General features: G+C 64.6%; 20 protein-coding genes. 12 read left to right on the forward strand and 8 right to left on the reverse strand.

Features of this window, described 5'->3' with window-relative positions:
* The first annotated feature begins 6 nt into the window (after positions 1–6).
* The 5 genes from CSQ93_RS01970 (at position 7) to CSQ93_RS01990 (ending at position 6181) form a co-directional block, all read left to right on the forward strand.
* On the forward strand, positions 7–1422 hold the full coding sequence (locus CSQ93_RS01970; protein ID WP_099376483.1) for a bifunctional enoyl-CoA hydratase/phosphate acetyltransferase: 1416 nt from the start codon (positions 7–9) through the stop codon (positions 1420–1422).
* Entirely contained in the window at positions 1419–2636 is a 1218-nt protein-coding gene (locus tag CSQ93_RS01975) for an acetate/propionate family kinase (protein WP_099376484.1), read from the forward strand. Before CSQ93_RS01970 ends, CSQ93_RS01975 begins: the two co-directional genes overlap by 4 nt.
* Positions 2637–2851: 215 nt before the next feature.
* A complete protein-coding gene (locus tag CSQ93_RS01980; RefSeq protein WP_099376485.1) occupies positions 2852–3325 on the forward strand; it encodes a hypothetical protein in 474 nt (157 codons plus the stop codon).
* A gap of 164 nt (positions 3326–3489) precedes the next feature.
* Positions 3490–5802, forward strand: a complete 2313-nt coding sequence (locus CSQ93_RS01985; protein WP_199534214.1) for a M43 family zinc metalloprotease — start codon at positions 3490–3492, stop codon at positions 5800–5802.
* 25 nt (positions 5803–5827) lie between these two features.
* Positions 5828–6181 (forward strand): hypothetical protein, encoded by a 354-nt coding sequence (locus tag CSQ93_RS01990; RefSeq protein WP_158301078.1) that lies wholly within the window; start codon positions 5828–5830, stop codon positions 6179–6181.
* Here the strand turns inward: CSQ93_RS01990 and CSQ93_RS01995 are convergent.
* The 5 genes from CSQ93_RS01995 to CSQ93_RS02015 form a co-directional block, all read right to left on the reverse strand.
* A complete protein-coding gene (locus CSQ93_RS01995) occupies positions 6172–6360 on the reverse strand; it encodes a helix-turn-helix domain-containing protein (RefSeq protein WP_099376487.1) in 189 nt (62 codons plus the stop codon). The genes CSQ93_RS01990 and CSQ93_RS01995 overlap by 10 nt on opposite strands.
* A 189-nt stretch (positions 6361–6549) precedes the next feature.
* Entirely contained in the window at positions 6550–8904 is a 2355-nt protein-coding gene (gene parC / locus CSQ93_RS02000; RefSeq protein ID WP_099376488.1) for a DNA topoisomerase IV subunit A, read from the reverse strand.
* 48 nt (positions 8905–8952) lie between these two features.
* Positions 8953–10758: a J domain-containing protein gene (locus CSQ93_RS02005; protein ID WP_158301079.1), complete on the reverse strand. Its 1806-nt coding sequence runs from the start codon at positions 10756–10758 to the stop codon at positions 8953–8955.
* 12 nt (positions 10759–10770) lie between these two features.
* Positions 10771–12480 carry a molecular chaperone HscC gene (locus CSQ93_RS02010; RefSeq protein ID WP_099376490.1) on the reverse strand — a complete coding sequence of 570 codons (1710 nt, stop codon included), beginning with the start codon at positions 12478–12480 and terminating at the stop codon, positions 10771–10773.
* Positions 12480–14477 (reverse strand): DNA topoisomerase IV subunit B, encoded by a 1998-nt coding sequence (locus tag CSQ93_RS02015; RefSeq protein WP_099376491.1) that lies wholly within the window; start codon positions 14475–14477, stop codon positions 12480–12482. Before CSQ93_RS02015 ends, CSQ93_RS02010 begins: the two co-directional genes overlap by 1 nt.
* 463 nt (positions 14478–14940) lie before the next feature.
* Between CSQ93_RS02015 and kdpF the strand changes: the two genes are divergently transcribed.
* From kdpF to CSQ93_RS02050, 7 genes are all read left to right on the forward strand, one after another.
* Entirely contained in the window at positions 14941–15030 is a 90-nt protein-coding gene (gene kdpF / locus CSQ93_RS02020) for a K(+)-transporting ATPase subunit F (protein WP_034746483.1), read from the forward strand.
* Entirely contained in the window at positions 15030–16835 is a 1806-nt protein-coding gene (kdpA, locus tag CSQ93_RS02025; RefSeq protein ID WP_099376492.1) for a potassium-transporting ATPase subunit KdpA, read from the forward strand. The genes kdpF and kdpA overlap by 1 nt, the downstream gene beginning before the upstream one ends.
* Positions 16836–16844: 9 nt before the next feature.
* Positions 16845–18923 carry a potassium-transporting ATPase subunit KdpB gene (gene kdpB, locus CSQ93_RS02030; RefSeq protein ID WP_099376493.1) on the forward strand — a complete coding sequence of 693 codons (2079 nt, stop codon included), beginning with the start codon at positions 16845–16847 and terminating at the stop codon, positions 18921–18923.
* A gap of 10 nt (positions 18924–18933) precedes the next feature.
* A complete protein-coding gene (kdpC, locus tag CSQ93_RS02035) occupies positions 18934–19509 on the forward strand; it encodes a potassium-transporting ATPase subunit KdpC (protein WP_099376494.1) in 576 nt (191 codons plus the stop codon).
* A 58-nt stretch (positions 19510–19567) separates the two neighbouring features.
* A complete protein-coding gene (locus tag CSQ93_RS02040; protein ID WP_099376495.1) occupies positions 19568–22309 on the forward strand; it encodes a DUF4118 domain-containing protein in 2742 nt (913 codons plus the stop codon).
* Positions 22306–23004 (forward strand): two-component system response regulator KdpE, encoded by a 699-nt coding sequence (kdpE, locus tag CSQ93_RS02045; protein ID WP_034746496.1) that lies wholly within the window; start codon positions 22306–22308, stop codon positions 23002–23004. The genes CSQ93_RS02040 and kdpE overlap by 4 nt, the downstream gene beginning before the upstream one ends.
* Positions 23005–23150: 146 nt before the next feature.
* Complete coding sequence (locus tag CSQ93_RS02050; RefSeq protein WP_099376698.1) at positions 23151–23900, forward strand: TorF family putative porin; 750 nt, start codon at positions 23151–23153, stop codon at positions 23898–23900.
* Between the two features lie 57 nt (positions 23901–23957).
* Here the strand turns inward: CSQ93_RS02050 and CSQ93_RS02055 are convergent, their stop codons facing one another.
* Genes CSQ93_RS02055 through CSQ93_RS02065 form a run of 3 tightly spaced genes read right to left on the reverse strand, consistent with a single transcriptional unit; the run spans position 23958 to position 25820 of the window.
* Complete coding sequence (locus CSQ93_RS02055) at positions 23958–24467, reverse strand: cobyrinic acid ac-diamide synthase (protein WP_233515994.1); 510 nt, start codon at positions 24465–24467, stop codon at positions 23958–23960.
* Between the two features lie 10 nt (positions 24468–24477).
* Complete coding sequence (dapA, locus tag CSQ93_RS02060) at positions 24478–25515, reverse strand: 4-hydroxy-tetrahydrodipicolinate synthase (protein ID WP_099376497.1); 1038 nt, start codon at positions 25513–25515, stop codon at positions 24478–24480.
* Positions 25512–25820, reverse strand: coding sequence for a hypothetical protein (locus CSQ93_RS02065; RefSeq protein WP_233515995.1), 309 nt, complete (start codon positions 25818–25820; stop codon positions 25512–25514). Before CSQ93_RS02065 ends, dapA begins: the two co-directional genes overlap by 4 nt.
* Positions 25821–25987: the final 167 nt, after the last annotated feature.

A 25987-nucleotide genomic window follows, 5' to 3' on the forward strand; every position in this document is an offset into this window, starting at 1 on the left:
ACCACGATGACTACTCCCCAAGACGATGATCTGAATATCGTACGCAACCGCACCTTCGACCAGATCGCCATCGGCGACACCGCCAGCATCACGCGCACCCTGAGCATGGACGACATCGCCCTGTTCGCGGTGATGTCGGGCGACGACAACCCGCAGCACCTCGATACGGAATTTGCCGCCGCCACCCGTTACGAGGGCGTGATCGCGCACGGCATGTGGGGTGCGGCCCTCATTTCCGCCGTGCTGGGCACGCGCCTGCCCGGTGCAGGCACCGTCTACACGGGCCAGACCCTGCGCTTTTTGCAGCCAGTGCGGGTGGGCGATACCCTGGCCATCAGCGTCACCGTGACGGCGCTCGAGCCGCGCAGCCGCCACGTGACCCTGGTTTGCCGCTGCGTCAACCAGCACGGCGCCGTGGTGCTCGATGGCGAGGCGCAGGTGATCGCGCCCGCCGAGCAGATCGAACGCAAGCGCGCCACCCTCCCCGAAGTACGCCTGCATAACGGCGACGGCACGCGGCGCCTGCTGGAACACGCGCGCACCCTGGGTCCGATCAGGGTGGCCGTGATCCACCCTTGCGATGAACTGAGCCTGTCGGGCGCGCTCGACGCGCATGCGGCCGGCCTGATCACGCCCGTGCTGGTGGCGCCGCGCGCGCGCCTGGAAGCCGTGGCGCTGGAAGCGGGCCTGAGCCTGGAAGGCATCGCCATCGAGGACGTCGAGCATAGCCATGCCGCCGCCGCGCGCGGCGCCGAACTGGCGGGCAAGGGTGAAGTGGAAGCCTTGATGAAGGGCAGCCTGCACACGGATGAACTGATGTCGGCCGTGCTGGCCGCCAGCGCCGGCCTGCGCACCAAGCGCCGCATCAGCCACTGCTTCCTGATGCAGACGCCGGCGTATCCGCGCCCCTTCATCATTACGGACGCGGCCATCAATATCGCGCCCAACCTGGCCATGAAGGCCGACATCGTGCGCAACGCCATCGACCTGGCGCACGTGATCGGCGTGGCCTGCCCGCGCGTGGCCATCCTGGCCGCCGTGGAAACGGTGAACGCCGACATGCCGGCCACGCTGGACGCGGCCGCCCTGTGCAAGATGGCCGACCGCGGCCAGATCACGGGGGCGATTCTCGACGGTCCGCTGGCTTTTGACAATGCCGTGTCGATCGCCGCCGCCACCGTCAAGGGCATCGTCTCGGAAGTGGCGGGCCGCGCCGACATCTTGCTCGTGCCCGATCTGGAAAGCGGCAACATGCTGGCCAAGCAGCTCGAATACATGGGCGACGCGGACAGCGCCGGCATCGTGCTGGGCGCGAAAATCCCCGTCATCCTCACCAGCCGCGCGGACTCGCGCGCCAGCCGCATCGCCTCGTGCGCCATCGCCGTGATGCTGGCCAACCATTACCGGAGCACGCCGCCATGAACGCAGCAGTCCAACATGCCGATGGCACCCTGATCCTGGTGCTCAATTGCGGCTCGTCGAGCATCAAGTTCGCCCTGTTTGAGCAGGCGGGCGGCGTGCTGCCGCAGCAGGCGCAATGGAGCGGCAAGGTCGAAGGCATCGGCCGCGAAAACGCCACCTACCGCGCCGGTGGCCTGCCGGCAATCGCCTTGCAGCTCGATCCGGCGCAACCCCATCATGCGGCGCTCGAATACATCCGCGCGCAAGTGGTGGTGCAGCTGGCCGGGCGTCCGCTGCGCGCCGTGGCGCACCGCGTGGTGCATGGCGGCAGCAAGTATTTCGCCCCCGTACGCATCGATTTCAAGGTGCTGGCCGACCTGAAAAGTTATGTGCCGCTGGCGCCCCTGCACCAGCCGTTCGCGCTGGAAGCGATCGAGGTGCTGCTCGAATCGCGGCCCGACATCGCCCAGGTGGCGTGCTTCGACACGGCCTTCCACCACACGGTGCCGCAGGTCGAGCAGATGCTGGCCCTGCCTTACGATGCGTGGGAGCGGGGCTTGCGCCGCTACGGCTTCCACGGCCTGTCGTATGAATACCAGTCGCTGGTGCTGGAGCAGCGTTTTGGCGCGGTCGCGCGCGGCAAGGTCATCGTGGCTCACCTGGGTAGCGGCGCCAGCCTGTGCGCCATGGAGAATTTGCACAGCGTGGCCACCACCATGGGCTTTTCCGCGCTCGATGGCCTGATGATGGGCACGCGCTGCGGTTCGCTCGATCCGGGCGCCGTCATCTACCTGATGGAAATCGAAAAGCTGTCGCTGGAAAAAGTGGCGCATGTGCTGTACCACGAGTCGGGCTTACTGGGCGTGTCGGGCGTGTCGGCCGACCCACCCGTCTTGCTGGCGCAGCAGGACCGGCAGGACGCCACGGGTGAGCGCATCCGCGCCGCGCTGGCTTTATATATCCGCCGCATTGTGCGCGAGATCGGCGCCCTGACGGCCGTGCTGGGTGGACTGGACATGCTGGTGTTTACGGCCGGTATCGGCGAGCACAGCGCTGAGCTGCGCCAGCGCATCTGCGCCGAGCTGGGATTCATCGGCCCCGCGCTCGACGGGGAGGCGAATGCGCGCAATGCCAGCCGTATTTCCAGCGACAGCAGCCGTATCGTGGTGGGCGTGGAGCCGGCCAACGAGGAGTGGGTGGCTGCCCGCCATGCGGCGCTGGCCGTGGGTGCATGAGGTCCTGACGCTTACGGCAGCGCTCGATGGGAAGTTTGCCGAAATGCATATATTTCCCGTTGAGTGCGCTAACGCACTGTGTGGTTTGCCCGTTATCTTTACTATGAAGTCATGCCATTGCGCTACATCAAGAAACAGCGCGATGCCTGGCAAATTTTGAACATTTTGCCCGCCTTTAGTAAGAATAAAATTAAACCATATTGAAAGGTCTCATCATGAACAAATTACTCGCCGCCCTGATCGCTACCCTGTTTGCCACCGCTGCCATCGCGCAAACGCCAGTTACCCCAGCCGTTGCCAGCGCCCAGGCGTCTGCGCAGCATGACATCAACAAGGCTGCCAACAAGGAAGCCAAAGTCGATGCCAAGGCTGACGCCAATGTCGCCAAGGCTGAAATGAAGGCTGACGAAAAGAAAGCCGATGCCCAGCACAAGGCGAATAAAACCAAGGCCAAGGCCCACGACAAAGTGGTCGATGCCGATCCGGAAGACAAGATGAAGGCACAAGCAAAGGCTGACAAGGCTGCCGCCAAGGCCGATGCGAAAGCGGGCAAAACCGCCGTGAAAGCGGACGCCAAGGTCGCCAAGGAAAAAGTGGAAGCGAACGCCGATAAAGCCATCGCCGCCACCAAGACGGAAGAAGCCAAGGCCAAGGCCGACGCTGAAGTCAAGGCCGCCGCCGCCAAGTAATTCCCTGTTTGCGGGCCACGGCCTGCAAGCCCAAAAGACAGCTTCGGCTGTCTTTTTTTTCGTCCAGTACTTTTCCCTGGCGACGCTTGCCAGTCTTGATCTGGCGCAAATGCTCCTCTTTTCGCCGTGCCATAGTGAACTGGCAAACAGACGAAGGAGACATCATGAGCACCGCTAAAACGAAAAAAACACCGGCCACCGGTTCGGCGGAAGGCGCGCCAGCCATGTCCGCCACGCAGTCCATGCCGGTCGAGGGCGACATGCAGGCTGGCGCCGATGCGGCGGGCGGCGACGCGATGCCGGGACTGCGCCTGGGCGTGTCATATGCCGACCAGGCGGCGCTCACCCAGGGCGTGGCCGCCGCGGATACCGGCGCCATGCCGGGTGGTGGCGGCATGCAGCAGACGCCGCAAGGCATGGCGGGCGCCAGTTGCATGCAGATCGGTGGTGGCGGCATGGGCGGCGATGGTAGCGGAGGCAATGGCGGTGATGGGGGGCAGGGCGGCGGCACGCCGCGGACGCGCACCTGCGCCACGATGGACGTGCATCGGCGCCTGCTGACCGAAGACCCATCGTATGCGAACGTGCGCGCCGATATCGAAAACCTGGCCGGGTTGTACGAGGGCGATGCCAGCAGTGCCGGCCGTGCCGGCGTGACGCACATCCCGGTGGTCGTGCACGTGGTGTGGAATACGGCTGCGCAGAATATTTCGGATGCGCAGATCGCCAGCCAGATCGATGTGCTGAACCGTGACTTCCGCCGCGTCAACCCGGACGTCAACAGCACGCCGGCGCCGTTCCTGCCGCTGACGGCCGATGCGCGCGTGGAGTTCGCGCTGGCCACGACCGATCCGCATGGCGCGGCCACCAGCGGCGTCGAGCGACGCCAGACGACGGTGACGTCCTTTGGTGCGGACGATGCCGTCAAGTCGCAGGCGACGGGCGGCATGGATGCCTGGCCGGCCGACAGCTACCTGAATATCTGGGTCTGCCAGCTCGGTGGCGGCTTGTTGGGTTATGCGCAGTTTCCCGGCGGCCCGGCCGCGACCGACGGCGTGGTGATCCTGCAATCGGCCTTTGGCACGACAGGCACGGCGGCGCCGCCGTTTCACCTGGGGCGCACGGCCACGCATGAAATTGGCCACTGGCTGAATCTGAACCATATCTGGGGCGACGACGGCACCGGGTGCTCGGGCACGGACAACGTGGCCGACACGCCGAACCAGGGCGGGCCGAACACGGGCCAGCCCTCGTTTCCCCAGGTGTCGTGCAATAACGGGCCGAATGGCGACATGTTCATGAACTACATGGATTACGTCGACGATCCCGCCATGTTCATGTTCACGGCCGGCCAGGTGGCGCGCATGCAGGCTTGCCTCGATGGCCCGCGCGCCAGCATCGGCACGGGAGGCACGGGCGCAGGCGCCACGCCGCGCCAGAGCTCCTCTCCCGTCGTGGCCTGGGGCGCGAACCGCCTCGACGTCTTCGTGGTGGGCACGGATCGCGCGCTGTACCACAAGGCATGGAATGGCACGGCCTGGGCGCCATCCGTCACCGGCTACGAGGGGCAGGGCGGCATCTGTACCAGCGCGCCACAAGTCGTGTCGTGGGCGCCGAACCGGCTCGACGTATTCGTCACGGGCACCGACAGCGGCTTGTTCCACAAATGGTGGAACGGCACGGCCTGGGGACCGTCCCTGACCGGTTACGAAGCCATGGGCGGCTTGTGCGTGGGCGACCCGCGCGCTGTGGCCTGGGGACCGAACCGCCTCGACGTGTTTGTCGTCGGCACGGACCGCGGCCTGTATCACAAGTGGTGGAACGGGGCCGCCTGGGGGCCGTCGCTGACGGGGTATGAAGCCATGGGCGGTATTTGCCTGGGCCAGCCGGAAGCCGTGGCGTGGGGACCGAACCGCCTCGATGTCTTCGTCGTCGGCACGGACCGGGCCCTGTACCACAAGTGGTGGAACGGCACGGCCTGGGGACCGTCGCTGACGGGCTACGAGCGTTTGGGCGGCATCTGCACCTCGTCTCCGAAAGCCGTGGCGTGGGGACCGAACCGGCTCGACGTCTTCGTCACGGGCACCGATGGCGCGCTGTACCACAAGTGGTGGGATGGCACGAAATGGGGGCCGTCCATCGACGGCTTCGAGCGTCTGGGCGGCGTTTGCGTGGGCGAGGTGGAAGCCGTGTCGTGGGGACCGAACCGGCTCGACCTGTTCGTCATTGGCACGGACAGCGCCCTGTACCATAAGGCGTGGAATGGATCTGCCTGGTCGCCCTCCGTGACGGGCTTTGAAAACCTGGGCGGTATCTGCACCTCGCGTCCGCGCGCCACGGCCTGGGCGCCGAACCGCCTCGACGTGTTTGTCACAGGCACGAATGGCGCCCTGTTCCACAAGGCGTGGAACGGCACGGCCTGGTCACCGTCCGTGACTGGCTATGAAAACCTGGGCGGCGTGGTATCGTGTTTCTGACGTCAATGGTTCAACGGGAGGCGGCATGCACGGCATGACAACGGCACTGCCCAGCGGCAGCTGGACGCACTCGTTCGAGGAGGATGCGGACGGTATCGAGGTGTACCGGCCCACGGCCACGTTCACCTTCCCGCCCAGCCGCAAGGGGCGCAAGGTGCTGGAGTTCGGCGCGCCCGCCGGCGCCACGGCGCAAGGGGAGGCGACCTTGACGTCCATGGCGCCCGGCCCCGACGACCGTCCCCGTGCCGGCCCCGTCACCCGGCTGCGGCCCCTGGGCATGGGCCGCTATGCGCTCGGTGATGGCGCAGGAGCGCAGGACGTGATCGATATCGTCGAAGCGACGCCCGACGTGCTGCGCCTGTCGCGGCATCAAGGGTGACCGCGCAGTTTGTATGCGAGCGCCGTGCGGTTGCCCACGCCCAGTTTCTGGTAAATCGCATGCAGCTGATTGCGTACGGTGGCCGGCGACTTGCCCAGTTCCCTGGCGATGCTTTTATACGGCAAGCCTTCGGCCGCCATGGCCGCCACCAGCCGCTCGGCCGGGGTCAGGCGCTGCATGGCAGCCTGCCTGAAACCTTGTTTGTCATCGTTGCTCTCCTGTCTGTGGGCGGCACGCCGGTGGCATGCCTGCAGGGATAACGAAAACGCGGCGCGTATCTGCAAAACTATCTGTAAAACTATTTTGTCCGCTGCGACAGGCGAAAAAAAAGACAGGCGAACCTGTCTTTTCGTGTGGCGCGATGCCGGTCAGCCAATGGCCGCCATCGACACCGGTTTCAGCTTGGCCGCCAGCGCCTTGCCCTTTTTCGCGCGCTTGCCGAAGTGCTCGGCCAGGGCCGTGGCGCCCAGCGACGCATCCTGCGGTTTCGAGGCCCGGCCGATGCCCGAGACCACCACGCCGCGCTGGGTGATCGGCTGCACGGCCAGCAGCTTGTCTTTCGCATCGAGGTCGATCAGCTTGACGCCGGTGCCGCCCTTGGACAGGGTTTTCATTTCATCGAGACCGAACACCAGCAGGCGCGCGCCTTCCGTCAGGCAGGCCAGGGCGCTGGCCGCCTCGGGGATGACTTTCGGCGCCAAAGGCACGTCGCCATCGTCCAGGGTGATGAAGGCCTTGCCGCCTTTCAGACGGCTCGTCATGTCGCCCGCCTTGGCGATGAAGCCGTAGCCTGCGCTCGACGCCAGCAGCAAATTGGTGGCGCCATTGCCCGCAAAGTAATGCAGGATGCGTACGGCGTTGCCGGGCGTACCGCCGCTCAGGTCGCACAAGGTCGTGATCGGCACGCCGTCGCCGCGCGCGTTGGGCAGCGCGGAGACGGGAACCGAGTAAATCTTGCCGTTGTTGCCAAAGCCCAGCAGGGTGTCGACCGTGCGGCACTCGAAGGCGCCATGCAGGGAGTCGCCCGCCTTGAACGTGAACTGCGCCGCATCGTGGCCGATGCCGGTACGTGCGCGCACCCAGCCTTTTTCCGAAATGATGACGGTGACCGGTTCATCGACCACCTTCTGTTCCGCCACGGCTTTTTGCGCTTCTTCGATCAGGGTGCGTCGCGCGTCGCCGAACTGCTTGGCATCCGCTTCGATTTCGCGGATGACGGCGCGCTTCATCGAGCCCGGGTTGTCGAGCAGGTCTTGCAAGGACTTTTCTTCCTTGCGCAGTTCGGCCAGCTCTTGCTGGATCTTGATCGTTTCCAGGCGCGCCAGCTGACGCAAGCGGATTTCCAGGATGTCGTCGGCCTGGCGTTCGGACAGTTTGAACGCTTCGATCAGGGCCGCTTTCGGCTCATCCGAATTGCGGATGATCTGGATCACCTTGTCGATATTGAGCAGGATCGCTTCGCGCCCTTCCAGGATATGGATGCGGTCCTTGACCTTGCCCAGTTTGTAGCCGGTGCGGCGCGTGACGGTCTCGAAGCGGAAGTCGATCCACTCGCGCAGGATGTCGCCTAGCCCTTTTTGGCGCGGACGGCCATCGCCGCCGATCATCACCAGGTTGATCGAGGTCGATGATTCCAGCGATGTATGCGCCAGCAGCATCAGCATGAATTCCGTCTGGTCCTGGTTCTTCGACTTCGGTTCGAATACGAGACGCACGGGTGCTGCACGGCCCGATTCGTCACGGATGGTGTCGAGCGAATTGAGGATCAGCGCCTTCAGGGCCACCTGGTCCGGCGACAGCGCCTTCTTGCCCAGCTTGATCTTCGGATTCGTCAGTTCCTCGATTTCTTCCAGCACTTTTTGCGATGAGGTGCCCGGCGGCAGTTCCGTCACGACGGCTTGCCACTGGCCGCGCGCCAGTTCCTCGATCTTCCAGCGTGCGCGTACCTTCATGCTGCCACGACCGCTCGCATACATGTCCTGGATTTGCGACGATGGGGTGATGATCTGGCCGCCGCCGGGGAAGTCGGGGCCGGGAATGATGGCCATCAGCTCCGCGTGCGTCATCTTCGGATCGCGGATCATGGCGACAGCCGCTTTTGCCACTTCCGCCAGGTTGTGCGACGGGATTTCCGTTGCCAGGCCCACGGCGATGCCGGAGGCGCCATTGAGCAGCACCATCGGCAGGCGCGCCGGCAGCAGCTTCGGTTCTTCCGTCGAACCGTCGTAGTTGGGCTGGAAGTCCACCGTGCCCATGCCGATTTCGTCCATCAGCAGCTTGGCGATCGGGGTTAGGCGCGCTTCCGTGTAACGCATGGCCGCCGCGCCATCGCCGTCGCGCGAGCCGAAGTTGCCCTGGCCATCGATCAGCGGGTAGCGCAGCGAGAAATCCTGCGCCATGCGCACCAGCGCGTCGTACACGGACTGGTCGCCGTGCGGATGCAATTTACCGAGCACGTCGCCGACCACGGCCGCCGATTTGCGGGGCTTCGCCGTGGAGTTGAGTCCCAGCTCGTTCATCGCATACAGGATGCGGCGCTGCACGGGTTTCTGGCCGTCGCACACGTCGGGCAGGGCGCGGCCCTTGACGACGGAGATGGCGTAATCGAGATAGGCGCGCTCGGCAAAGGTGGACAGGGTCAGCGCTTCGCCGTCGAATACCGGTTCATCCGGCTCGATCGGCTCAGGCTGGGCATCGTCAAATAAATTGGTTTGTGTGGACATGGCGCTTGTTTCGGTGTTAAGTGGTTGCGGTTGAATTCGTGGGGCTGATTATGACAGCCGTGATTTGGAAAAGGACTTGCCGTATGTCAGATACATATAGCGCAGGGTGAAATACAGCACAGCCAGGGCCAGCTCGACGCTGTGATGCATCATCGGCATGGCGCGGATGGCCGGGGCGTGGCCGGCCAGCACGACGCTGGCAAGGGACGGCACCAGCACCACCGGCCAGATCGTCTTCCATTTGAAATCGGTGGGGGAAAACAGCAAGCCGGCGCACGACCAGGCATACAGCGCGGCGCCGATGAGGGCGGCCGGCAGCTGCTGCACATACAGTAGCGACAGCAAGCCCGCGCAGCCGATCAGCCATGCCGCGCGCAGGCGGGGCAAGAGCGCCTCGGGGAAGCCGCCATCTCCATACAGGCCGGTGGCGCAGCGCAGAGCCAGCGCCGCCAGGCAAAATATCAATGGCATGGCCTCGCCGATGGCCAGCGCCGACGGGCCTTTGCCGCTCATGAACATGGCGGCGAACAGCGACAGGCCCAGACACAGGAGCAGCAGCATGCCATGCAGCAGCTGGCGGTTCATCGCATACGCGAGCAGGGCCGACGCGCACAAGCCGGCGGCGGTGACGAGGCGCATGGTCTCGCTGCGCTCGGGCAGGAACAGCAGCAGTGCCAGCACGAGGTAGGGTGCGATCCAGCCCAGTTGCCGCAAGCCGGGCCGCTGCCACAGAATGGGCAGGCGGTCCTGCAGCGCTTCTTGCAGCGATTCCAGGCGCGCGAACAGCGGCATTGGCCAGCGCAAGGCATGCATGGCCAGCAGGGAAAAGGCGAGGGCCTGAAAGCCCAGCAGGCTGGCATAGGCCGCTGTGTCGCCGAGCTTGAAGCCGGCAGCATCGAGCACGCCCGCGAGCATGAAGTGCAGCACGAAACCGAGGCCGCCCGAGGCCAGCGCCGTTTGCTTGAAGTAGCGCTTGGCATGGACGGCCTGTTCCCATCGTTCGAACAGGTCCGTATCGAGCTTCCAGGCCAGCATCTCGCCGTGCTGCCAGCGTATCGCGTGCAGCAGCTCGCGCAACTGCAGCGTGAATTTTTGGTCGAACAGCTGGCGCGCATAGGCCGATGGCGGTTGCTGCGACATGATGCAGTCCAGGCCCGGGTAGCTGTCGCGGTTGTCGCTGAAATGGGCGAACGAACGGTCGGCCCGGTAGCGCTGCACGGCAGTGCGCACCAGGTCCCCATGGCTGCGCGCCAGGTAGGAAAAATCACGGTCCCAGCCCAGCTGCTCGAACAGGGCCTGGCGCAGCACCAGGTCATACCCGGCGCTGGCACAGTAGCGCAGCGCGCACAAGTCGAATTCCTCGCGCACATCGAGGTTGAGCATGGCGTCGTCCTGCAGTATGCGGGCCAGCACGTCGCCGGCATCCGCGTGCCGCGTCAGCGCCAGGCAGCCTTGCCACAGGTTGGCCGCTTCCTGCGCCGGATCGATGGCGACCACGCCCCATAGTTCCGGTGGCGGTGCGGGTTCCCGGGCAATGATGCCCCACAGTTCCGCAGGCGGTTCCTGCGGTTCCTGCGCCTCCCGCGCGGGTTCGTCAATGACGCCCCACAGCTCGGCCGTTTCCATGGGCGGCGTTTCTACCGCTGCCGCTTGCGGTTCCGGAAATTCGGCGGCAAACAGGTGCGCATGGCGCAGCGCGTATTCATACGCTTCGCGCAGCTCCTGGAAGGCGGCCGGATCGTCTTCTGGACGCGTCACCTTCAGGCGCTTCGCGTACGCGCGCTTGAGGGCGCGCTCGTCGCCCGTCGGCTCCGTGCCCAGGATTGCCCACAGGCTGCGCTGTCCGTTGTCCATGCCGCCGTCCATCTACAGGAAGCTCTCGCTCTCGACCTGGCGCAGCACGTCATCCAATGCCTGGCGCGCCTTGCGGATGGTATTCGGGTCCTGCGTTTCCAGCGCGGCCTGGAAATTGGCCGTGTGCGCGGCCAGGTACTGGCGCACGTCGCCCAGCGACTGTTCGTACAGCCGGTCGGCGCGGGTGACCAGGGTACGATTTTCCATCTGCTCGCGCGGATGGATCTTCAGGTCGGCCAGTTCCGCAAAGCGCTGCTCGATCTGTTCCGGCGTCATCACGCCCGCGTTGTCGCTGATAATCATCTTGTGGCGTTCCTGCGTGGCCAGCACCGTCACTTCCGCTTCCAGCACGCCGCTGACGTCGTAGGTGAAGCGCACGTCGATGCCGATCTCGCCCGCCTTTTTCGCGGGGATCGGGAAGCTGATCTTGCCGAGGAAGACATTGTCGGCCACCAGGCGCGACTCGCCCTGGAAGATCGCCACGTTGATTTCCTTCTGGTTGTCGTGGATGGTGGTGATGTTTTCCGTGCGCGAGACGGGTACCACGGAATTGCGCTCGATGATGGGCAGGTAATGCCCGCCTTCATACTGGTTCGCGCCAACCTGGCGCGAAATCGAAATACCCAGCGAGTACGGCGCCACGTCCGTCATGACCACTTCGTCGAGGGCCGCGTCGCGCATCTTGAGGCCCGCCTGCACGGCGGCGCCCAGCGCCACGGCTTCATCCGGGTCGAGGTGGATGGCGGGGAAGCGGCCGAACATGCGCGAGACGAGTTTGCGCACCAGCGGCATGCGCGTGGCGCCGCCGGCCAGCACTACTTCATTGAGTTCCGCAGCGCGGATGGTGGCGTCGCGCAGTGCCCGCTCCACGGGCAGGCGCAAGCGGGCCAGCAGGGGCTCGCACAGCTGCGCCAGTTTGTCTTCGCTGATCTCCCAGCTGTATTCCTTGTCCTGGTAGCGCGTGGCCATGCGCACGGACGGCTGGTCCGACAGCAAGCGCTTGACGCGTTCGGCTTCATCGCGCAGCAACTGCTGCTGGCGTGGGTCGAACAGGCGGCTGCCGGCCGCATCGCGCAAGCCGCTGCCTTCCAGGAAGGCGTCGACCAGCACGGTGACGAAGTCTTCGCCGCCCAAAAAATTGTCGCCGGCCGAGGCGCGCACTTCCATCACGCCTTCGAACAATTCCAGGATCGACACGTCGAACGTGCCACCGCCCAGGTCGAAGACGAGGAATTTGCTTTCCTGTTCCTTGTCGCGGATGCCGTAGGCCAGCGCGGCGGCCGTCGGCTCGTTGAGCAGGCGCTCCACGCGCAAGCCCGCCAGCTGGCCGGCGATGCGCGTGGCCTTGCGCTGCGCATCGCTGAAATACGCGGGCACGGTGATGATGGCTTCCTCGACCTTGTGTCCGAGGAAGGCTTCGGCATCTTCCTTCAGCGCGCGCAGCACCATCGACGACAGCTCTTCCGGACGGAATTGCTGCGTGCCGAGGGTGATCTTCTTCTCGCTGCCCATGTAGCGTTTGAAGACGGCGGCCGTCAGCTGCGGGTGCGTCTGCAGGCGCTCGCGCGCGGCGCGGCCCACCAGCACGGTGCCGTCGTCATCGATGCTGACGCACGATGGCGTCAGGTGTTCACCGAGCGCATTCGGGATGATGGAAGCCTTGCCGTCGCGCCAGATGGCGACCAGGCTGTTGGTGGTGCCCAGGTCGATGCCGATGATCATCAGATATCCGCCTCCGCCTCATTGCCGTGTTCTTCGATCCAGGCGCGGCGTCCGGCCGCTTCGCCCTTGCCCATCAACATATTGAAGCGCGAGGCCGAGGCCATGTGGTCGATTTCCCCGAGCGTGACGGGCAGCAAACGGCGCGTGTCCGGGTTCATCGTCGTTTCCCACAGCTGCTCGGCGTTCATCTCGCCCAGACCCTTGAAGCGCGAGATCGACCAGGCGCCCTGTTTCACGCCTTCCTTGCGCAGCTTGTCCTCGATGGCGACCAGTTCGCCGTCGTCGAGCGCATAGATTTTCTGCATCGGCTTCTTGCCGCGCGCCGGTGCATCCACGCGGTACAAGGGCGGGCGGGCGATGCAGATGTGGCCCTTGTTGATCAGGACCGGGAAGTGCTTGAAGAATAAGGTCAGCAGCAGTACCTGGATGTGCGAGCCGTCCACGTCTGCATCGGACAGGATGCAGATTTTGCCGTAGCGTAGGCCCGACAGGTCGGGTGTATCGCCCACGCTGTGCGGATCGACGCCGATGGCCACTGCGATGTCGTGGATCTCGTTGTTGGCGAACAGGCGGTCGCGGTCCGTTTCCCACGAATTCAAGACCTTGCCGCGCAGGGGCAGGATCGCCTGGAATTCCTTGTCGCGGCCCATCTTGGCCGAACCGCCCGCCGAGTCACCCTCGACGAGGAACAGTTCATTGCGGGTAATGTCCGACGATTCGCAGTCGGTCAGCTTGCCGGGAAGGACGGCGACGCCCGAGGATTTTTTCTTTTCCACTTTTTGCAGCGAACGCTGGCGCGACTGCGCCTGCTTGATCACGAGATCGGCCAGCTTCTTGCCGTAATCGACGTGCTGGTTCAGCCACAGTTCCAGCGGCGGCTTGGTGAAGGTCGAAACGAGGCGCACGGCGTCGCGTGAGTTCAGGCGTTCCTTGATCTGGCCCTGGAATTGCGGGTCCAGCACCTTGGCCGACAGCACGAACGAGGCGCGCGCGAACACGTCTTCCGGCAGCAGCTTCACGCCTTTCGGCAGCAGCGAGTGCATTTCGACGAAGTTTTTCACGGCGCCGAACAGGCCGTCGCGCAAGCCCGATTCGTGCGTGCCGCCATTCGAGGTGGGGATCAGGTTGACATACGATTCGCGCACGATGGCGCCTTCTTCCGTCCACGCGACCACCCAGGCCGCGCCTTCGCCTTCGGCAAAGCCTTCCGAATCCGGGCCAGCGTACTGCGCGCCTTCGAACAGGGGAATCAGGGTTTCGCCATTCGATACCTGCGCCAGCGTTTCGGTCAGGTAGCCGCGCAAGCCTTCCGCATACTGCCACGTTTGCGTGTCGCCGGTTTTCGCGTTGGTGAGGGTGACGGTGACGCCTGGCAGCAGCACGGCTTTCGAGCGCAGCAGGCGTTGCAGCTCCGTTTGCGAGATATTCGGCGAATCAAAATATTTCGCATCGGGCCAGGCGGTGACGCGTGTGCCCGATTTCTTGCCGTCGCGCGGGGCAGGGCGGGAAGTCAAGGGCTCGATCACATCGCCATTCGCAAACACCATGTGGTGCAGGCCATTGCCGTCGCTTTCCTTGCGCCAGACGGTGATTTCCAGGCGCGTCGACAGCGCATTGGTGACGGATACGCCGACGCCATGCAAGCCGCCCGAGAATGCATAGGCGCCGCCAGAACCCTTGTCGAACTTGCCGCCCGCGTGCAGCCGTGTAAACACGATTTCCACCGTCGGCACGCCTTCTTCCGGGTGCAGGCCGACGGGAATGCCGCGGCCATTGTCTTCGACGGTGATGCTGCCATCCGTGTTTTGCGTGACGGCGATATGCGTGCAATGACCGCCCAGCGCCTCGTCGGAGGCATTGTCGATCACTTCCTGAATGATGTGCAGCGGATTTTCAGTGCGGGTATACATCCCCGGGCGCTGCTTGACGGGTTCCAGTCCTTTCAGGACACGGATGGATGATTCGCTGTAGTCGGATGCTGGTTTTTTAGTGGCCATACGTGTTCAAGCTAAGTAAAGACAGTGGTTGGAACGCCAGGCCAGGGCACTGCGGGGCGCAATGACAGCGGCGGCGATAACTGTATGAATATACAGTATATCCCGTCCAGCGTCACTGTGGGAGGGCAGTGCGGCAGGCTTGGCGTCCTTGTGCGGACGCTCGCGCATTCTATCTTGTCCCGCGAGCAATAGCGCTACTCCAAGGCAACAACAGTGCGCCGCGCGCGTAGTTTGGCGCCCATTGTGAAGGATTTTATGCGGTAAAGCGCCCGTTTTTACATCTTGTTTACAGCTGCCTCCCCAGTCTTTACGAATTTTTTAGACCCTTTTGGCTAATCTGCTCACTATCAAAACAAACCTGAATGAGGGTGGGAATGGATCTCGTGTATCTCGGCTTGATTGCCGTGTTTTTCGTCCTGGCGGCCGGCTTTGCCGTCGCCTGCGACAAATTAGGGAGCGTCAAATGAACGCGTTTTATGTGCTGGGCGCCGTCGTTTCGGCTGGCCTGCTCGTGTACCTGCTGGTGGCGCTGCTGAAGGCGGAGGAACTGTGATGACGACGCAATCGATACTGTTGTTGGTGGCCTTCCTGGCCGTGCTGCTGGCCGCCGGCTATCCGCTGGGCCTGTACATGGCCAAAGTGGCCGGCGATGCCCCCGTGCGCGGCCTGGGCTGGCTGCAAAAGCTGGAAAACCTGCTGTACCGCTGGTCCGGCCTGCCCGCCGACAAGGCCATGGGCTGGAAAAGCTATGCCATCGCCCTGATCGTCTTCAATACCGTGGGCGCCGTCTTCGTCTACGGCCTGCAGCGCCTGCAGGGCTTTTTACCGTTGAATCCACAGGGCCTGGGCGCCGTCAGCCCCGATTCCTCGTTCAATACCACCGTCAGCTTCGTCGCCAATACCAACTGGCAAGGCTATGGCGGCGAACAGACCATGAGCTATCTGACCCAGATGCTGGGCATGGCGTGCCAGAACTTCTTCTCGGCTGCCACCGGCATCGCCGTGATCTTCGCGCTGGTGCGCGGCTTTGCCTCGCGCTCGGGCAAATCGATCGGCAATTTCTGGGTCGACCTGGTGCGCTCCACCCTGTACATCCTGTTGCCGCTGTCCCTGGCCCTGTCCGTCGTCTTCATGGGCGAAGGCATGATCCAGAATTTTTCCGCCTACAAGGAAGTGACCCTGCTCGACCACGTGGCCTATGAAACGCCGAAGGTGACGGCCGACGGCCAGCCCGTGCTCGATACGGCCGGCAAGCCCGTGATGGAAGCGCAAGTGGCGACCACGCAGACGATCGCCATGGGTCCCGTCGCGTCGCAGGAATCGATCAAGCTGCTGGGCACGAATGGCGGCGGCTTCTTCAATGCCAATTCCTCGCACCCGTATGAAAATCCGACCGTGCTGTCGAACTTCCTGCAGATGCTGGCCATTTTCATCATTCCCGCCGGCCTGTGCTTCACGTTTGGCCGCATGGTGGGCGACCTGCGCCAGGGCTGGGCCGTACTGGCCGCCATGACCCTGATCTTCGTCGTCATGACGGCCGGCGTGATGAGCGCCGAGCAGCAAGCCAATCCCGCTTTGCAAGCACTGGGCGTGGACCAGCAGGCCAGCAGCCTGCAATCGGGCGGCAATATGGAAGGCAAGGAAACGCGTTTCGGCATCAGCTCCTCGACCCTGTTCGCGGCGGTGACGACGGCGGCATCGTGCGGCGCCGTCAATTCCATGCACGATTCCTACATGCCCCTGGGCGGCATGGTGCCGCTGCTGCTGATGCAGTTCGGCGAAGTGATCTTCGGCGGCGTGGGCACGGGTCTGTACGGCATGCTGATGTTCGCCATCCTGGCCGTCTTCATCGCCGGCCTGATGATAGGCCGCACACCCGAGTACCTGGGCAAGAAAATCCAGGCGTATGAAATGAAGATGGTCTCGCTGGCCATCCTGATTACGCCAGCCCTCGTATTGACGGGTACGGCGATCGCCGTGATGGTCGAACCGGGCAAGATCGGCGTGGCCAATCCGGGCGCGCACGGCTTCTCGGAAATCCTCTACGCCTTCACGTCGGCAGCCAACAACAACGGCAGCGCGTTTGCCGGCTTGTCCGCCAACACACCGTTCTACAACGTGATGCTGGCGATCGCCATGTGGTTCGGCCGCTTCGGCGTGATCGTGCCCGTGCTGGCGGTGGCCGGGTCGCTGGCGGCCAAGCAGCGCCTGTCGGCCAATGCCGGCACCATGCCCACGCACGGCCCCATGTTCATCGGCTTGCTGATCGGCGTTGTCGTGCTGGTCGGCGTATTGAATTACGTTCCCGCGCTGGCCCTGGGCCCGATCGTCGAACACCTGCAACTTTTCATCAAATAAGAGGCTACCATGTCACGCACAAGCCTGACTTTGTTCGATTCCGCACTGATCGGCCCCGCTGTCGTCGATGCGTTTAAAAAACTCGACCCCCGCACGCAGTGGCGCAGCCCCGTGATGTTCGTCGTCTATGTAGGCAGCATCATCACGACCCTGCTGGCCATTCAGGCCCTGAATGGCCAGGGTGAAGCGCCATTCGGCTTCATCGTCGCCGTCTCCGTGTGGCTGTGGTTTACCGTGCTGTTCGCGAACTTCGCCGAAGCGCTGGCCGAAGGCCGCAGCAAGGCGCAGGCGGCCTCGCTGCGCGCCCTCAAGCAAACGGTGATGGCAAAGAAAATGCAGACGCCGAAATACGGCACTTCCTGGTTGCCCACGCCGGCCACCGACCTGCGCAAGGGCATGACGGTGCTGGTCGAGGCGGGTGACGTGATTCCCGCCGATGGCGAAGTGACGGCCGGCGTGGCCTCCGTCGACGAAAGCGCCATCACGGGCGAATCGGCGCCCGTCATCCGCGAATCGGGCGGCGACTTTTCCGCCGTCACGGGCGGCACCCGCGTGCTGTCGGACTGGCTGCTGGTGCGCGTCTCCGTCAACCCCGGTGAAGCCTTCATCGACCGCATGATCGCCATGGTGGAAGGCGCCAAGCGCCAGAAGACGCCGAATGAGATCGCCCTGACGATTTTACTGGTGGCCCTGTCGATCGTGTTCCTGATCGTCACCGTGACCCTGCTGCCGTATTCGCTGTTTTCCGTGGCGGCGGCCGGCACTGGCACGCCGGTGACGATCACCGTGCTGATCGCGCTGCTCGTGTGTTTGATCCCGACCACCATCGGCGGTTTGTTGTCCGCCATCGGCGTGGCCGGCATGAGCCGCATGATGCAGGCGAATGTGATCGCCACGTCGGGCCGCGCCGTGGAAGCGGCAGGCGACGTGGACGTGCTGCTGCTCGATAAAACGGGCACCATTACCCTGGGCAATCGCCAGGCGTCGAGCTTCGTGCCGGCGCCCGGTGTGACGGAGCAGCAGTTGGCCGATGCGGCGCAGCTGGCCTCGCTGGCCGATGAAACGCCGGAAGGGCGCAGCATCGTCGTGCTGGCCAAGCAGAAGTTCAATATCCGCGAACGCGAAATGGCCAGCCTGCACGCCACCTTCGTGCCCTTCACGGCGCAAACGCGCATGAGCGGCGTGGATATCCCGGGCGAGCAGCAAGTGCGCCAGCTGCGCAAGGGCGCGGCCGACTCCATGAAAAAGTATGTGGAAGCGCTGGGCCAGCCGTATCCGGCCGAGGTGGGGCGCGCCGTCGACGACATCGCGCGCCGCGGCAGCACGCCGCTGGTGGTGGTCGACGATGGCCGCGTGATGGGCGCCGTGGAGCTGAAGGATATCGTCAAGGGCGGCATCAAGGAGCGCTTCGCGGAATTGCGCCGCATGGGCATCAAGACCGTCATGATCACGGGCGACAACAAGCTGACGGCTGCGGCGATTGCCGCCGAAGCGGGCGTGGACGATTTCCTCGCCGAAGCGACGCCGGAAGACAAGCTGAAACTGATCCGCAGCTACCAGGCCGAAGGCCGCCTGGTGGCGATGACGGGCGACGGCACCAACGATGCGCCGGCGCTGGCGCAGGCCGACGTAGCCGTGGCCATGAACTCGGGCACGCAGGCGGCAAAGGAGGCAGGCAACATGGTCGACCTGGATTCGAACCCGACCAAGCTGCTGGAGATCGTTGAAATCGGCAAGCAGATGCTGATGACGCGCGGCTCGCTGACGACGTTCTCGATTTCGAACGATATCGCCAAGTACTTTGCCATCATCCCGGCCGCCTTCGTGGGCACCTATCCGCAATTGAAGGCGCTCGACATCATGCACCTGGCCAGCCCTGCGTCGGCCATCATGTCGGCCGTGATCTTCAATGCCTTGATCATCGTCGTGCTGATTCCATTGGCGCTGAAAGGTGTGCAATACCGGGCCATCGGCGCGGCCAGCCTGTTGCGCCGCAACCTGCTGATCTACGGCCTGGGCGGCATCGTCCTGCCCTTCATCGGGATCAAGCTGATCGATATGCTGCTGTCCGCACTCAATTTAGTCTAAAGGAACCATCATGAGCACTATCGTACGTCCCGCCCTGGTCCTGTTTGCCGCGCTGACCGTGATCTGCGGCGTCGTCTATCCATTTGCCACGGCCGGCATCGGGCAGCTGGCTTTCAACGATGAAGTCAACGGCAGCATCGTCGAGCGTGGTGGAAAGCCCGTCGGCTCGACCCTGATCGGCCAGTCATTCACCTCGCCCAAGTATTTCTGGGGCCGGCCATCGGCCACCGCGCCGATGGCCAATAACGGTGCCGGCTCGGGCGGCTCGAACCAGGGACCGACCAATCCAGCCCTGGTGGACGCCGTCAAGGCGCGCATCGCCGCCCTGAAGGAGGTTGACCCTGGCAATACGCGCGCCATCCCCGTTGACTTGGTGACGGCGTCGAGCAGCGGCCTGGATCCGGAAATCAGCCTGGCGGGTGCCCTGTACCAGGCGCCGCGCGTGGCCCGCGTGCGCGCCGTGCCGCTGGCGCAGGTGGAAAACGCCATCGCCAAGGTGCAGAAGACCGCCTATATCGGCTTTTTCGGCGAACCACGCGTGAATGTGCTGGAACTGAATCTGGCGCTCGATGCGGCCGCGAAGTAAGATGATGCAGGGGCGGAGCCGCCGGTTTTGCCCCTGGTTTTGACATTAAAAGATGCCCATGCTCCCCAACGACAGCCAACGCCCCGACCCTGATGCCCTGCTGGCGCAAGTGCAGGCGCAGGAAAAGAAAGCCGCGCGCGGCCGGCTGCGTATTTACTTTGGCGCCTCGGCCGGCGTCGGCAAGACTTATGCGATGCTGGCCGCCGCGCGCAAATTGCTGGCCGATGGACAGGACTTGCTGGTGGGCGTGGTGGAGACGCATGGGCGCCAGGATACGGCGGCCCAGCTGGACGGCTTGCCCGTGCTTCCGCTAAAAGCGATCGAGTACCGGGGCAAGACCCTGTTCGAGTTCGACCTTGACGAAGCGCTGCGGCGCGCGCCGCCGCTGATACTGATGGATGAACTGGCCCACTCGAACGTGGCCGGTTCGCGCCATCCGAAGCGCTGGCAGGATGTCGAGGAATTGCTGGCGGCCGGCATCGACGTGCTTTCCACCGTCAACGTGCAGCACCTGGAAAGCCTCAACGACGTGGTGGGGGGGATTACAGGCGTGCGCGTGGCCGAAACTCTGCCCGATACGGTGTTCGACCGCGCCGATGAAGTGGTGCTGGTCGATATTCCTGCCGATGAACTGCTGCGCCGCCTGAAGCAGGGCAAGGTGTATCAGCCGCTGCAGGCCGAGCGGGCGTCCCAGCATTTTTTCCGCAAGGGTAATTTGATCGCCCTGCGCGAACTGGCCTTGCGCCGCACGGCGGACCGGGTGCAGGATGACGTGCAAGCCTACCGCGTCGAGAAGTCCATCAATCCCGTGTGGAAGACGGGCGCCGCGCTGCTGGCCTGCGTGGGGCCGCATGCGGGTGGCGAACACGTGATCCGCAGCACGGCGCGCCTGGCCAGCCAGCTGAATGCGGAATGGCATGCGCTGTACGTGGAAACGCCGCGTTTGCAGCGCCTGCCGGCGAGCCAGCGCGAGCGCATTTTGAAAACCCTGAAACTGGCGCAGGACCTGGGCGCGCGCACGGCTGTTATGCCGTCCGCCGACATCGCCGGCGCCGTGGTCGAGTATGCGCGCAGCGCGAATATCTCGAAAGTCATCGTTGGCCGTGGTCGCGCCAATGCGCTGGCGCGCCTGTGGCAGGCACCGCCGGCGGCGCGCATGGCCAGCCTGGCGCCCGATATCGATTTGATCGAGGTGGGCTTGCCGCCAGCCGATGCGGCGCCGCGGCGCGCAGTCGGCGACGATGCGGAGGTGCCGCGCCGGACCTCGCGCCACTGGCGTTACATCCTGGCTGCCGGCGCCAGCCTGGCCACGGCCCTCGCCTCGGTACCGCTGCAGCCTTATCTTGACCTGGCCAATATCGCCATGCTGTCCTTGCTGACGGTGGTGCTGGTGGCCGTGCGCCTGGGACGCGGACCGGCGGCGCTGGCCAGCCTGGTGGGCGTGGCCTGCTTCGATTTCGTCTTCGTGCCGCCCCGCTTCTCGTTTGCCGTGGGCGATTTCCAGTATGTGATTACCTTTGGCGTGATGCTGGCCGTGGGTCTGATCACGGGCCACCTGACGGCCGGCCTGCGTTTCCAGGCGCGCGTGGCCTCGCACCGCGAAGCGCGCGCCCGCGCCCTGTATGAATTCTCGCGCGAGCTGTCCGGCGTGCTGCAGACGGAGCAGATTTTCGACATCACGAAAAGCGCCATCGAACGGGCTTTCCGCGCGCGCGCCACCCTGCTGCTGCCCGATGACGAGGGCAGCTTGCAGGCCCCGAATGGCGGCGAGCCGCTCGATATCGGCATCGCGCAGTGGGCCTTCGACCATGCGCAGGCGGCGGGAACGGGCACCGACACCTTGCCGGCGTCGCCCATTTTCTACCTGCCGCTGATCGCGCCGATGCGCACGCGCGGCGTGCTGGCGCTGCTGCCGCTCGAGGGCGCGCAGCGGGGGCGCTGGCTGCTGGTGCCGGAACAGCGCCAGCACCTCGATACCTTTGCCGCGCTGGCGGCCATCGCCCTCGAACGCGTGCATTACATCGACGTGGCCCAGGGCGCGCTGCTGCAGATGGAGTCAGAGCGGCTGCGCAATTCGCTGCTGGCGGCCCTGTCGCACGACTTGCGCACGCCCTTGACGTCGCTGGTGGGCCTGGCCGAATCGCTGGCCTTGTCCCGGCCTGCGCTGTCGCCCGCGCAGCTGGATATGGCGCGCTCGCTGCAGTCCGAAACCGTGCGTATGAGCGCCCTGGTGGCGAACTTGCTGGACATGGCGCGCATTGAAAGCGGCCAGGTGCGCCTGAACCTGCAATGGCAGGCGCTGGAAGAGGTGGTGGGCAGCGCGCTGCGCGCCAGCGGCCCGCAATTGCAGCAGCATGCCGTGCAGACGCAGCTGGCGCCGGACTTGCCGCTGGTGCGCTACGACGCCGTGCTGATCGAGCGGGTGCTGTGCAACCTGCTGGAAAACGCGGCCAAGTACACGCCGGCCGGCAGCACCATCACGGTCGCGGCCGGGGTGCACGGCCAGTTCCTGCAGGTGACGGTGTTTGATGATGGCCCAGGCTTGCCGCCCGGCCGCGAAGAAGCCATCTTTGAAAAATTTACGCGCGGCGAGCGCGAATCGAACAAGCCGGGCGTCGGGTTGGGGCTGGCCATTTGCCGCGCCATCGTCGAAGCGCACGGCGGCACCATCCACGCGCAGCCGCACACGCCGGGACAGGGCGCCGCCATCGTCTTCAGCCTGCCGCTGGGCACGCCCCCGGCGCCGCCGGAGATCGAGCTCGATGACGCCAACGACCATGAAACAGGAAAACCAACATGAACGAACCTTCCGCCACCGCCTTGCTGGTCGAGGATGAACCGCAAATCCGCCGCTTCGTACGCGCCGCGTTGGAAGATGAGGGCTGGCAGATTTTCGAATCCGCCACCATGCAGCGGGGCCTGATCGATGCCGGCACGCGCCGGCCCGACCTGATCGTGCTGGACCTGGGGCTGCCCGATGGTGATGGCATCGATTTCATCGCCGACATCCGCAAATGGTCGGCCGTGCCCATCATCGTGCTGTCGGCGCGGGTTGACGAGCAGGACAAGATCCGTGCGCTCGACGCGGGCGCCGACGACTATCTGACCAAGCCGTTTGGCGTGGGAGAACTGCTGGCCCGGGTGCGCGCCACCCTGCGCCGCCAGCGCCAGCCCGCCGCCAGCGACGATGGCGTGGTGCAGTTTGGCGATGTGCGCGTCGACCTGAAGGACCGCCTGGTGACGCGCAACAAGCAGCTGGTGCACATGACGCCGACGGAATTCCGCTTGTTGTCGGTGCTGGTAAAAAATGCGGGCAGGGTGGTCACCAATCCGCAACTGCTGCGTGAAGTGTGGGGGCCGTCGAACAGTGAAAACGGCCATTACCTGCGCATCTACATGGGCCATCTGCGCCAGAAGCTGGAAGCCGATCCGGCCCAGCCGCAGTACCTGTTGACGGAAACGGCCGTCGGCTACCGCTTGCTCTTGCCCCTTTAAATAGCTTTCTTTCCCCTGTTTGAAAATAGGCGCCGCGCGCGCCAGGGGGGCGCTTTACCTAAAATTTTTGCAGCGAATTTTTGCAGCGGCGGGCCAGCTGCGCCATGTTGGCAAAGGCCCATACCACCCATGAAGAAGAAAAAACCATGAATAAAATGCTACTTGCACTTGCCGTCGCCACAGCCTTTACGGGCAGCCTGGCCCACGCGGACGAGGCCAAGCCGGACAATGAAGTCAGTTTCAACGTGGCCGGCGTATCCGACTACCGCTACCGCGGCATTTCGCAGACGCGCTTGAAACCGGCGCTGCAGGGCGGCGCCGATTATGTCAATAATCCGACGGGCCTGTATGCGGGCGCCTGGGCCTCCACCATCAAGTGGACCAAGGATGCGGGCGGCAGCGGCGACGTGGAAGTGGACCTGTATGCGGGCAAGCGCGGCCAGTTGACCAGCGACGTTGGCTATGACGTCGGCGTGCTCGCCTATGTGTACGCGGACAATGGCTTGAAGCACATCGCCGGCCTGGCCGATGCGGATACGCAGGAAGTCTACGGCCAGCTGTCGTATGGTCCCGCCTACATCAAATATTCGCACGCTGTCTCGAACCTGTTCGGCATCGTCAACAGCAAGAACAGCGGCTACCTGGACATCGGCGCGACGATCGACCTGACGAGCGGCTGGACCGGCAACCTGCACGCGGGCCACCAGAAGGTCAAGAACAATGATGCATCGAGCTACACGGACTGGAAAGTGGGCGTCACGCGCGACTTCGGCTTTGTTTCGGGCGCGCTGGCCGTGATCGGCACGAACGCGGGCAAGTCGGCCTATGCCTCGCCCGTGAATGGCAAATTCATGGGCAAGACGGCGCTGCAGCTGACGGTCAGCAAGACGTTTTAATGGATTGAATTGACTGAAAGGAGAGGCGGCGCATGCGCCGCCTTTTTTTTTGCGTACTTACGCTGGCAGGTTGAAAACGGCGCAGTACAGCTGGCCCAGGCTGACCACGCGGGCGGCCGGAATCTGCGCGGCCAGGGCATGGGCGGGCGCCGTTTGCGCGTCCGCTGTCAGCAGCACGCGCAAGCCCGGATTGACGCTGCGCGCGTGTGCGATGCGGCGTGCCAGGCCTGCCTGCGCTGCGTCGTTGACGACACCGTCGAGCGGTACTACCAGCACGCGCGCGGCGATCAGGGCCGAACGGCTGCCCATGGAGTCGCGGCCTTCGCTGTCGATGACGATGTCGTGGTAACAGTGCACCAGGTGCTCAAGCTCCGGTTGCAAGCCCTTCGCGCTGATGGCGCGCGCCATCAGGCGCGGCCGCGTCAGGCTGCCGTGCATGGCGCCGTCGTGCATGTTCCGGGCCTGCGCCATGGCGCCCTGGCGCGGATCGGCATCAAGCAGCAATACCTTGCGTCCGGCCAGCGCGCGGGAGGCGGCCAGCCGCCCGGCCAGGATGGATTTCTCCATCCCCCCGCGTTCATCCGTGATAGCGATGATCATCTTGGCGCACGGCTGGCATGATGTTGGCAGGGGAGACCAGCTGCAGCAGACAGCCTTCGCGTGGGGCGTCCCTGTCGCTGGCTGTCCATACGGGCAGTGCCATCAGGGGCTCGAGTGCCGCGGCCAGGGCGGCATGGCCGGCGCAAGACATCGACGTCATCGGCAGGCGCAATATGTCGCGCACCTTGCCCTGCATGGCCAGCGCCGCCTTGACGGGAGCGGGATTCGGTTCCGCAAACAGCAGGCGAATGACGGGCAGCATGGTCTTGAACAGGGCGCCGGCAGCGCCGTGGCGACCCTGTTTGACCAGATGATATAGCTGCGCATACAGGTCAGGACGCACCTGGGCGGCGGCCGACATGGCGCCGTGGCCGCCCATGGACAGGCTGGCCAGCAGCAGGGCATCGTCGCCGCACAGCACGTCCAGGCGCGTGTCGAGCAGCAGTTCGCCCAGCTGCTGCAGCTTGCCGCCCGCTTCCTTGATGGCGACGAAGTGCGAGTCGCGCGCCAGCAGGGCGGCCGTCTGCGGTTCGATATTGACTCCCGTGCGGGCCGGCACGTTGTACAGCACGATGGACTGGTCGGTGGCGGCGGCGATGGCCTGGAAGTGGCGCACGATGCCGTCCTGCGAAGGGCGCACATACGCGGGGGCCGAGACCAGCAGGCCGGCCAGCGGATGGTCGTTGTAGCGCTGCACGGTGGCGACGACGCTGCGCGTATCGCTGCCGCCTATTCCCATCACGACGGGAAAGCGGGGGCCGACGGCTTCGAGCACGCTGTCGAGCAGCATGGTCTGTTCGGCGGCGCTCAGCATGGCCGCTTCGCCCGTGGTGCCGCACACCACCAGGCCATCGATGCCGCTGGCGGCCAGTTCGCACGCCAGTTGCTGGGCGGCGTCGAAGTCGATGTCGTCATCGCCATCAAGGAAGGGCGTGACCATCGGCACCCAGATGCCCTGGAAGTGCGCGGTGATGCGCGAGGAAGACATCGCGTGGTCGCAGGCATACTGGTTCATAGCGATTTCCCCTGGCTGATGCGGCCAAATTCCGCGGCCGGCAGCAGGCGCATGACGGCATCCATGGTCAGGCGCAGGGCCGGTTCCGTCACGCACAGCCAGACTTTCATGCGTTCGGCATGGTCGACCGCCTCGACGCGCATGAACGACAGCATGCCGCCGCATGTCCTGACGACCAGTTGGCGCAGCTCGGCCAGGCAGGCTTTGTCGACCGTAATATGCATGAGGAAGGTGGGCAGACGGGGATGGCGATGGGGCAGTGCTTGATGCGCTTGATGCGTTTGCAGGCGTGAATGGGGTTCCATGGTGGCTTTGCAGCGGTGGTTGAGGTACGTTCAAGATTAGCAGCGGGGGCGTAAAGATTCTCTAAAAAGCGGGGCCGCCGGCGTAAACGGGCCGTATGCGTCGGGTGCCCGCCTGTTGCGTGGACGCCCCGCGGGTATGCTTTTGTTACAAAATTGAATCGTGCTTT

The organism is Janthinobacterium sp. BJB426, assembly GCF_002735705.1.
Classification (GTDB): Bacteria; Pseudomonadota; Gammaproteobacteria; order Burkholderiales; family Burkholderiaceae_D; genus Janthinobacterium.

What these genes read in the sequence shown, in the direction of transcription:
- CSQ93_RS01970 (WP_099376483.1), top strand. Translation starts at nt 7, where the DNA reads ATGACTACTCCCCAAGACGATGATCTGAATATCGTACGCAACCGCACC.
- CSQ93_RS01975 (WP_099376484.1), top strand. Translation starts at nt 1,419, where the DNA reads ATGAACGCAGCAGTCCAACATGCCGATGGCACCCTGATCCTGGTGCTC.
- CSQ93_RS01980 (WP_099376485.1), top strand. Translation starts at nt 2,852, where the DNA reads ATGAACAAATTACTCGCCGCCCTGATCGCTACCCTGTTTGCCACCGCT.
- CSQ93_RS01985 (WP_199534214.1), top strand. Translation starts at nt 3,490, where the DNA reads ATGAGCACCGCTAAAACGAAAAAAACACCGGCCACCGGTTCGGCGGAA.
- CSQ93_RS01990 (WP_158301078.1), top strand. Translation starts at nt 5,828, where the DNA reads ATGCACGGCATGACAACGGCACTGCCCAGCGGCAGCTGGACGCACTCG.
- CSQ93_RS01995 (WP_099376487.1), bottom strand. Translation starts at nt 6,360, where the DNA reads ATGCAGCGCCTGACCCCGGCCGAGCGGCTGGTGGCGGCCATGGCGGCC.
- parC (WP_099376488.1), bottom strand. Translation starts at nt 8,904, where the DNA reads ATGTCCACACAAACCAATTTATTTGACGATGCCCAGCCTGAGCCGATC.
- CSQ93_RS02005 (WP_158301079.1), bottom strand. Translation starts at nt 10,758, where the DNA reads ATGGACAACGGACAGCGCAGCCTGTGGGCAATCCTGGGCACGGAGCCG.
- CSQ93_RS02010 (WP_099376490.1), bottom strand. Translation starts at nt 12,480, where the DNA reads ATGATCATCGGCATCGACCTGGGCACCACCAACAGCCTGGTCGCCATC.
- CSQ93_RS02015 (WP_099376491.1), bottom strand. Translation starts at nt 14,477, where the DNA reads ATGGCCACTAAAAAACCAGCATCCGACTACAGCGAATCATCCATCCGT.
- kdpF (WP_034746483.1), top strand. Translation starts at nt 14,941, where the DNA reads ATGAACGCGTTTTATGTGCTGGGCGCCGTCGTTTCGGCTGGCCTGCTC.
- kdpA (WP_099376492.1), top strand. Translation starts at nt 15,030, where the DNA reads ATGACGACGCAATCGATACTGTTGTTGGTGGCCTTCCTGGCCGTGCTG.
- kdpB (WP_099376493.1), top strand. Translation starts at nt 16,845, where the DNA reads ATGTCACGCACAAGCCTGACTTTGTTCGATTCCGCACTGATCGGCCCC.
- kdpC (WP_099376494.1), top strand. Translation starts at nt 18,934, where the DNA reads ATGAGCACTATCGTACGTCCCGCCCTGGTCCTGTTTGCCGCGCTGACC.
- CSQ93_RS02040 (WP_099376495.1), top strand. Translation starts at nt 19,568, where the DNA reads ATGCTCCCCAACGACAGCCAACGCCCCGACCCTGATGCCCTGCTGGCG.
- kdpE (WP_034746496.1), top strand. Translation starts at nt 22,306, where the DNA reads ATGAACGAACCTTCCGCCACCGCCTTGCTGGTCGAGGATGAACCGCAA.
- CSQ93_RS02050 (WP_099376698.1), top strand. Translation starts at nt 23,151, where the DNA reads ATGAATAAAATGCTACTTGCACTTGCCGTCGCCACAGCCTTTACGGGC.
- CSQ93_RS02055 (WP_233515994.1), bottom strand. Translation starts at nt 24,467, where the DNA reads ATGGAGAAATCCATCCTGGCCGGGCGGCTGGCCGCCTCCCGCGCGCTG.
- dapA (WP_099376497.1), bottom strand. Translation starts at nt 25,515, where the DNA reads ATGAACCAGTATGCCTGCGACCACGCGATGTCTTCCTCGCGCATCACC.
- CSQ93_RS02065 (WP_233515995.1), bottom strand. Translation starts at nt 25,820, where the DNA reads ATGGAACCCCATTCACGCCTGCAAACGCATCAAGCGCATCAAGCACTG.